The sequence below is a fragment of the Sphingobacterium sp. UBA7253 genome (genome assembly GCF_002472745.1).
GTDB lineage: Bacteria > Bacteroidota > Bacteroidia > Sphingobacteriales > Sphingobacteriaceae > Sphingobacterium > Sphingobacterium siyangense.
In genome coordinates, this window is record NZ_DKSP01000073.1 from 41,107 (window position 1) to 50,396 (window position 9,290).

Consider the following 9,290-nt stretch of genomic DNA (forward strand, 5'->3'; position numbering starts at 1 on the left):
TTTGTGCCACACAAAACAAAGGTGATACCTTTTCGGGGTGTAGCGTAGCCCGGTATCGCGCCACATTTGGGATGTGGAGGTCGTAGGTTCGAATCCTGCCACCCCGACAAAAGCCACTGATAATCAGTGGCTTTTTCTTTTTTCGGACACATTTCGGACAAATTATATCTGAATATTGATTATTCAATAACCTAAGCAAAGTTAAGTTAAGCTAGAAGAATAACCCTTCTTAAAGAATGATTGGAGCATAATGCTTGTTTCTATAGAGCGTGAAAAGTTCATCTTATTCTTATAAAAAATCAAGAGGGCTAGGAGTCTTTTGCTTGTCTATGTCAGTGATATGAGTGTAGATCATAGTCGTTTTTATATTTTCATGACCCAATAACTCTTTTACAATTCGGATATCGATACCTGATTGGATTAAATGTGTGGCATAAGAATGTCGCAATGTATGTACAGAGCCTTCCGACTGAACATTTGCTTTGATCAATGCTTTTTTCAGAATCAACTGTACACTTCGTTCGCTATACTTGCCACCCTTCTCACCTTCGAAGAGGTACTCCTTTGGCTTGAATGCTTGATAATAATGTCTCAAAGTCGCCAGCAATTTGTCTGGTAATGATACAATCCGATCTTTATTACCTTTGCTTTGATGGATTCTGATAATTCCATCGGAAGATTTTATGTCTTTGATTTTGAGATTCAACAGTTCGCTAAGACGTAGTCCACAACTATAGATTGTCATCAGAATAGCCTTGTGTTTTAGATTTTGAGTGTTATCGAGAATATTTCTTACTTCTTCTTTTGAAAAGAATTTAGGTAATTTAGAAAATGAGCGTTTCGGGTATAAGTAATCCAGTTGGATTTTTTTGTCCAATATCAGTTCGTACATCTTCTTGATTGCGCCCACTAATCCTTTTTGATAGGAAACACTAATTTTCCCATTTTGAACTTTTTCGTTTATAAACGCCTCAATATCTGACAGTGGAATTTCTTCAAGGGAGGGATATTTGCTAACATGTTTAAGAAATATACTAGCGTAATCCTTGTACGATCTAATGGTATTGCCAGCATATCTCTGCATCAGCAATCTCTTTTCGAAGGTTTCAAGTATGATTTCGCTATTCATATCAGGGAAATAGTATTTTATAATATTTTGTTTCGCTATTTGTGCGGTTTTATTTTTTAAATACAAATATATCAATATCTTATGTAGAAAGAAAAGTCAAATAACGAAACACGTATATAGGGTTGGTTAAGCGAAATTTTCCGTATATTCGTTTCGTTAAAACAGATGTTGAGAGGAAATCCCTCCGGGCTTCCCTCTCAACGGATCAGGCGCTTGCCGGAGTACAGCCCTTCGGGACTGTCCTCTAACACGCGCTTGGAGCAATGCTCCAGCACGTGCGCCAAGCGCCTGATCCGTTGTTAGCAATCCGCTGCGCTCCTTGCTAACAATGGCTCGGCGACTTACGTCGCTTGCCGTAAGCCGCCGCTTCGCGGACTGCTTACAACAAGCGACTTGGCTAAATAGCTCCGCTTTTGTATCTTCGATACAGCTTCGCTACTTCGCCAAGTCGCCGAGCCATTGGTGGCAATTATTGAAACAAAATTATAAACTATGACTTTTGGAATATACATTGGAAGCGTTGCGGGTACTGACTCAGAACTTGCGACTGGAGAGCCTGACAATCCTTCAAAAATAAAATCAGCTTTAAGTGAAATACAACAAAACGACAGCTTCATAGTTATTAGAGGCTACATTCAATATCTTGGTGATAGTAAGTTAGCTTTTGAAGCTCCAGAGAATATACTTCAATACTCAAATGAGACACGAAAAATTGACTTAGTTCTGTGTTATAGGTCTATTTCATATCAAAGAGACGACTGGGAAAATACGATTAAGACCGTCATCCAAAGATTTGGTAGTAAGTTGTATTCTTTACAAATCACTGAGGAACCTAATTTAAGAGTATCCTTTGCAGGTGATGGAGGATTTGAAAATATAGACAAGGCATTAAAGGATGGTGTTCTAACAGCTAAAAAAGAAATAAACAGGCTTAAATATCAAACCAAAGTTGGCTTCAATGTCGTCCCCTCTTTCAATCCTGCTGATAATTTTTGGCAAGTAATAGGAAGTGATGAATATCTTGAATTGCGAGACGCTATTGACTATATTGGTTTAGACTTCTACCCTGACGTTTTCAGACCGGTGGCAGAGGACGGAGAACCCAACGATTTAATAGAGTCAGTTAAAAATGTTCTGAGATATGTGCGGAACGTGAATTTTCAAGAAGGTAAAATACCTCAGTCTATACCTATTCACATCACCGAAAATGGCTGGCCGACAGGCGAACAAAGGTCATATGAAAGACAGGCGGTCGTTATTGAAAAAGTTGTGCGGACTATCCATAGCTTGAAATCTGAATTAAATATTAACCACTACGAATTATTTAGCTTACGAGACACTAATAGTTCTGTCGAGGATAAATTTTACCAGTTTGGGCTTTTGAGAGACGATTACTCACCCAAACCTGCTTTTTCTATTTTTTGCAAATTAATAGATGAACTAACCCAAAGAGTAACTGCCACCAACAAAAGCTAAACGCAATTGTGGGGGTCAATGGTGGTAAGGAAGTTATTAATACCTAATTTTAATTCTGCAACGTGGGACAGTGAAGCAATTTCTAAACCCACAACTGCGTTTAGCTATACGTTATCGCTCAGTGTAAAAAGCCAACGCACATTCAAGCACATTTGGTTTTTTGCCGACACGCATAACCCAAACTAAAAAACCAAAAGAGCTTGAATTTTTCCCAACGCACGGAGGACAGAAATAAAAATAAATCGTACTTTTGACAAATAAGTCCAAACAAATACGACAAGATGAATTCTTTTGGAGAATATTTACGAAACAGACGGGAACAACTGGGACTTCCGCTTAGAAAGGTTGCTGCCGAACTCGACATTGACACTTCCATTTTGAGTAAAATTGAGAGAAGTGAACGAGTGGCAACAAAAGAAATGCTCCCGATACTGGCTAAGACTCTAGAAATTCAAGATAAAGAAGTACAGATAGAATTTATTCAATCGACAGTTTTAAGTGAACTCGGTGACTTGGAATTTTTGGCTGATGGACTTAAAAACGTATTGAAGAAATTATGAGCACTAAGTTTTTTACAAATACTGAAGAGAAAACAATCTTTCAAAAGTTCAAAGGGATTTTGGAGAACATGAAAGATGTTTACGCCTTTCACGCTGTTGTGGGCTATTTTCGTTCGTCTGGATATTTTGCTTTACAACCCTATCTCAAGGAAATAAAAGACATAAAAATATTAGTTGGTATTAATGTTGACCAAATGTTTGCAGACGCCCAAAAGAAAGGGCTGTTATATTTTGGGGACGAACAAAAGACAAAGGAAGAGTTTCTCAACTGGTTCATTCAAGACTTAAAGGAAGCCAAGTATTCTCAGGAAGTTGAAGAAGGCATTTTAGATTTTATTCAAGATGTCATTGATGGAAGAATTCAAGTCCGAGCGCACAACTCAAAAGCTATTCATGCTAAGTTTTATTTATTCTTACCTCAAAATCATTCAGAACATACTGATGGCTGGGTAATTATGGGTTCTTCAAACCTTACAGAAGCTGGTCTGGGAATTAAGAAATCACCAAACTATGAGTTGAATATTGCCTTAAAGGATTATGATGATGTTGAATTCACCAAAACTGAATTTCAAAAGTTGTGGGAACAATCAACTACCATTTTGCCTGCCGACATTCAAGACTTTAAAAAGAAAACTCATATTGGACAGTCGTTCACTCCATTTGAAATTTATCTTAAACTGCTTATTGAATATTTCGGAAATAACATTGATTACGATCCTGACACGGTTGGAGATTTGCCCAAAACCTACAAAAAGTTAAGCTATCAGGTAGATGCGGTTAACCAAGGCTTTCAAATGCTTATGGAGCATAACGGATTCTTTTTGGCTGATGTAGTTGGATTAGGAAAAACAATTGTTGCTTCAATGATTGCCAAAAGATTCTTAATTGCAAATGGTTCACTGAATACAAAAATCCTCGTTGTGTACCCTCCTGCTTTGGAAAAGAACTGGAAGACCACATTTAGGATGTTTGGTATAGACCGTCATACAAAGTTTATTACTAACGGACGCCTTGAGAAAATTGTAAATGGAGAAGATTTAAATTATTGGGCAAAAGAAGATTACGATTTGATTTTAGTGGATGAAGCCCATAAATACAGAAATCATACCTCCCAAAGTTTCGGACTGCTTCAAAGAATCTGCAAAGCTCCACGTAACGGAGAAGGATTGGTTAAAGGTAAAAACAAGAAAATCATTCTTATTTCTGCCACACCTTTGAATAACCGTCCACAGGATTTGTACTATCAATTGTTGCTTTTTCAGGATGCCCGCAGAAGCACACTTCCTGTTACGAACCTTCAATCATTCTTTGGCCCTATTATTCGTGAGTATCGTGAATTAATGCGAGCGGATGAGCCGAACATCAATCAGATTAGGGAGATATACAACACAATAAGGGAAAAGGTGATTTCACAAATTACAGTTCGTAGAACGCGAAGAGATTTAACCAATTACCCAAAATATATAGACGATTTAAAGGATCAAGGAATTATTTTCCCTGAGATAGCACCTTTAAAAACGGTTGAATACAATCTAGACACAAAACTCAGTAAACTATTTTATCACACCGTTTTTTATCTGACTGATGAAGATAAAATTAGCTATTTCCGATATCAAGCCATTAGATTCTTAAGTGAAGAATTGCAAGACGCTTATTACGACCAAGCGGTTTTGATTTCTAAATCGCTTGCAGGTATCATGAAAACGCTCATGATCAAGCGACTGGAAAGCAGTTTCCATGCTTTTAAAATCACGTTGAACAATCTTTTGGTTTCTACACAACGAATGATAAAGATGTTCGAAAATGACAAGGTTCTTATTGCGCCTGATTTGAACATCAACGAGTTGGTTGAAAAAGGTTTTTCTATGGAAGAAATAGAAGAACTTATCATTCAGTTGAGTACAGAAAACCCTAAAAATAACATTTTCAAAGCCGAGGATTTTGAACCGGAATTTTTAATGGGTCTAAAAAAGGATGAAGCTTTACTCAGAGAACTTAATGACGAGTGGAAATTGGTTAAAGAAGACCCAAAAATTGACAAGTTGTTTCAAGCACTTGAAAATGAACTTCTGAATAAGGACAAAAACCCAACAGGACAACTTATAATCTTTACAGAAAGTAATGATACGGCTGATTATCTGGCTGAAAAGCTCGAAGCTTACAAAGGCAAAGGCGTATTGAAAATATCTTCTTCTAATAGAAACAAGATTTTTGAAACGATTCAGGCAAATTTTGATGCCAACTACCCGGGAAAAAGAAAAGACGACTATCAAATTCTTATTACCACAGATGTATTGGCAGAGGGCGTAAACCTGCATAGAGCTAATGTTCTAGTAAATTACGACACGCCTTGGAATGCCACAAGATTGATGCAGCGTATCGGCAGAATCAACCGAATTGGAAGCGTTGCAGGCGTTGTTTACAATTACATTTTTTATCCTTCTCAACACGGTGATGAGGAAATTAAATTGTATAAAAATGCCTTGATTAAATTACAAGGCTTTCACTCCGCTTATGGTGAAGACGCACAAGTATTTACCCACGAAGAGTTAGTAGAACAATTTGAGCTTTTCAAAGAAGGATTGCCTGACGAAGAAGATAAAAGACTTTTGTATCTCCGTTTTATTCGAGAGTTCAAAGACGCCAATCCAAAGGAGTTTAAGAGAATAAAAAGCTTCCCACTAAAAGCAAGAACCGCTCGAAAAAACAACAACGTAAATACAGAGGATTCGAAAGATACCACACTAATATTCCTTAAATCTCCGTACAAAATGGAGTTTTACAGCGTGAATAAAGACAATGAGGTAAAAGCCCTGTCTTTTTTAGAAGCCGTAGAACAATTTGAAGCCAAAGCAGCTGAGCAAGGATATGACATTCCGCCTGTCCACTTTGAAAATGTGCAAGCGGCTTTAACTGAATTTGATAAAGACTTTTTGGGCTCAACAACAGAAACAGTAACTACCACCGATAAAGCGGATGCCATTTCCGCACAAGCCAAAAAGTTTATGCGTGATTTTAAATCCATCACTCGGAAAGATGACACCAAAAAAGCATGTGAGGCACTACTGAATTTAATTGACAAAGGAACATTTACTCCTTTGCCAAACGAAATAAGAAAACTGAAACGCCAATTGGATAAAAAGACCATTTCTTATGGTCAGGCAGATAACTTGATTGTAGCCATTGCCCAAAAGTATGATGCTTTTGATAATGGGGAGGATGAAGATTCACTACAAGTAGAAATTGACTTGAATGTAACACCCGAAATTGTGATCACTGAAACATTTATTGACTAATGGATAAAGTAACCCTACATAAAATATTCAGCAAAGCATTTGATGATGCTTCTTGGTTGGAAGTGCTAAAATCTGTTTTTGGTGCCAAGTTGGGTCTTTTAGCTCAACCAAAGCCGATACTTCTAAAAAGCAACGACAAAGCCAATGCCGCTTTTGAATTAGGAAGCTTCACCACCACTGACGACCGCATTATTGGTTTATATAAAATTGAAGTAAAGCCCGAAGTGTGGCTCGAACGCAACAAAGTGGGTTTACGTGAATTGCTGCGTAATGTCTATCAATATGATGTGGACGGTGCGATTATCGTGTTTGTTCAGCAAGAAAAATGGAGACTATCCTTTGTATCGGAAATCAAGGTTTTAAATGACGAAGGAGAAGTTATTGAACAAGCAACCGAACCCAAACGCTATACCTATTTATTGGGCGAAGGTGAAAAGGTAAGAACGCCTTCTGACCGATTGAGCAAACTCACAGGGAAATCGCTTGCCCTCCAAGATATTCTCAATGCCTTTAGTGTTGAGGCTCTGAATGAAGAATTTTACAAAATCATTCAAGCCTACTTCTATGAATTAGTTGGTGGTAAAATTGGCAAAGGCAAAAAAGTAACCGATTACGGTAAAGGCATTTTGCAACTTCCTTCTGTTCCCAAAGAAAACCGACAAGTGTACCAAGAATTTGCGGTGCGATTAATTGGTAGAACAGTGTTCTGCTGGTTTCTTAAAATGAAAAAATCAGATGCAGAGGCTCCTTTGCTTCCTGAAAGTTTACTCTCTTCAAAAGCAGTTAAAGAATATTCCGGCTACTATCACACTATTTTAGAACGGCTGTTTTTCCAAACCTTAAACACGCCTGTTGAACAGCGGATAGAAAACTTGCCCGAAGGTGCTAACCAAATTCCATTCTTAAACGGAGGTTTGTTTGAACCGGGCAACCAAGATTATTACAAGCCGAGCAACATTACAGGATTAAGCCAAAACCTGAATACACTCAACATTGATGACCAATGGTTTGTGAAGTTCTTTGAAGAGTTGGAGAAATACAACTTCACCATTGATGAAAACTCGGTAACGGATGTAGAAGTAAGCGTTGACCCTGAAATGCTGGGGCGCATTTTTGAAAACCTGTTGGCAGAAATAGACCCTGACAGTGGAGAAACCGCCCGAAAAGCAACAGGTAGTTTTTACACCCCAAGAGAAATTGTGGACTATATGGCCACCGAAAGTTTGGTGCAATACATCCACAACAAAACCAATCTGCCGCAAGACCAACTTCGCCCCATCTTTAAAATGATGGACAAGCAGGACTTTGATTTTACCAAAGCCGAAACAGAAGCCATTTTAGACACTCTTGACCAAGTAAAAATTCTTGACCCTGCTTGCGGTTCGGGTGCTTTCCCTATGGGTGTGTTGCAAAAGATTGTGCAAGCCCTGCAAAAGCTTGACCCTGATGCTGTGTGGTGGAAAAAAAGACAAGTGGCTCGTGTTTCAAATGCCATAGTTCGCAAACAACTCAAAGAAAAAATGGAATCCTCGGGAGTAGAGTATGCCCGCAAAATTGGCGTCATACAAAATTCCCTTTACGGGGTGGATATACAGCCTGTAGCTGCCGAAATATCCAAATTGCGTTGCTTCCTTTCTTTGGTGGTAGATGAAAATATTGACGAAAACAAACCCAACCGAGGTATTGAACCTTTACCAAACTTGGAATTCAAATTTGTTACAGCAGATACGTTAATAAAACTCCCCGAAGAAAACGGACAACGTGGTTTATTTGACAATTGGGAGGAAATGCAGGAATTGGAAGAACTCCGAAACGACTATATCCAAAGCTATGGTAAGCAAAAACAACGCATCAAAGAGCAGTTTTTAAAGGTGCAGCAAAAAATGTTTAAAGACCAACTGAGTTTGTTTTCTGACAAAGAAAGCCGTGCTTACCAGCTCAGCACCTGGAACCCTTTTGGACACGAAAAATCAGATTGGTTTGACCCAAAGTGGATGTTTGGTGTAGAGAAATTTGATGTGGTGATTGGGAATCCGCCTTATAATGAGGTTTCAACGAAAGAAGATAAAATTAAATTTCAATCAATTTTCAAAGAGGTAATATCCAAGCACTATGATGTATATATCTTCTTTTTTAAAAGAGGATATGATTTAGTATCTGAATATGGCGTTCTTTCATATATAACTCCACACACATTTACTGTTTATAATCAATTTCAGGCGCTAAGAAAGTGGATGATTGAAAAAACAAAAATAGTAGAGATTAGTGATAGAATTGAAAGTGTATTTTCTTCAGTTGTTGTTGATAGTTGTATCACTATTTTAAGTAATAATCCTAAGCATAAAAAAAGTGCATTCAAGAGATTTGAATTCAACCAAAGAGGTTTACAGCTAATCGAATCAGAAACTCTTGATGATACAGAATTTGATCATGAAACATTTTCAATTTCAAGTATTAAGAACAAGGAAAAATTAAAAGCCTTTTTAATCGATTCCAAGTTATTAGGCGAAGTTTATGAAAGCGGTCAAGGCATAACTGTTTATGCGAAAGTTCAAGGTGAAAAGATAAATTACTTCAGAGAGTCTATAGTATCTCAAAATTCAAAACCCGTCACGAAAGGAAGAGAAATATTTCGATATAAACTTAATTGGGATTCTTCTTACATAGAATATGGCAACTGGCTCTGGTGTCAAAGGGACGATAAATATTTTGAGAGTCCAAAAATATTTCTTCGCCAAACATCTGCTGATTTAATAGCCACTTACATTGAGGAACCATTTTACTGTATTGATTCAGTTCATTCGATTATTACAGGAGACCACGCATATA

General features: G+C 37.7%; 5 protein-coding genes and 1 tRNA gene. 5 read left to right on the forward strand and 1 reads right to left on the reverse strand.

All coding sequences use genetic code 11. The features are described 5' to 3' along the window. Positions 1-33: 33 nt before the first annotated feature. A tRNA-Pro gene (locus tag B2X72_RS07375) sits at positions 34-107 on the forward strand. A gap of 182 nt (positions 108-289) precedes the next feature. On the opposite strand, the gene B2X72_RS07380 is transcribed toward B2X72_RS07375, so the two are convergent. Beyond that, positions 290-1,195, reverse strand: a complete 906-nt coding sequence (locus B2X72_RS07380) for a tyrosine-type recombinase/integrase (RefSeq protein ID WP_019974731.1) — start codon at positions 1,193-1,195, stop codon at positions 290-292. Positions 1,196-1,621: 426 nt separating this feature from the next. Here B2X72_RS07380 and B2X72_RS07385 point away from each other — a divergent pair, with 426 nt between their 5' ends. The 4 genes from B2X72_RS07385 to B2X72_RS07400 all read left to right on the forward strand — a co-directional run. Next, positions 1,622-2,605, forward strand: coding sequence for a hypothetical protein (locus B2X72_RS07385; protein ID WP_286848834.1), 984 nt, complete (start codon positions 1,622-1,624; stop codon positions 2,603-2,605). A 281-nt stretch (positions 2,606-2,886) separates the two neighbouring features. Further along, positions 2,887-3,165 carry a helix-turn-helix domain-containing protein gene (locus B2X72_RS07390; RefSeq protein WP_099372528.1) on the forward strand — a complete coding sequence of 93 codons (279 nt, stop codon included), beginning with the start codon at positions 2,887-2,889 and terminating at the stop codon, positions 3,163-3,165. Beyond that, positions 3,162-6,461: a helicase-related protein gene (locus tag B2X72_RS07395; protein WP_099372529.1), complete on the forward strand. Its 3,300-nt coding sequence runs from the start codon at positions 3,162-3,164 to the stop codon at positions 6,459-6,461. Before B2X72_RS07390 ends, B2X72_RS07395 begins: the two co-directional genes overlap by 4 nt. After that, on the forward strand, positions 6,461-9,290 hold a 2,830-nt coding region (locus B2X72_RS07400; RefSeq protein WP_286848837.1), incomplete at its 3' end, for an Eco57I restriction-modification methylase domain-containing protein. The genes B2X72_RS07395 and B2X72_RS07400, both read left to right, overlap by 1 nt.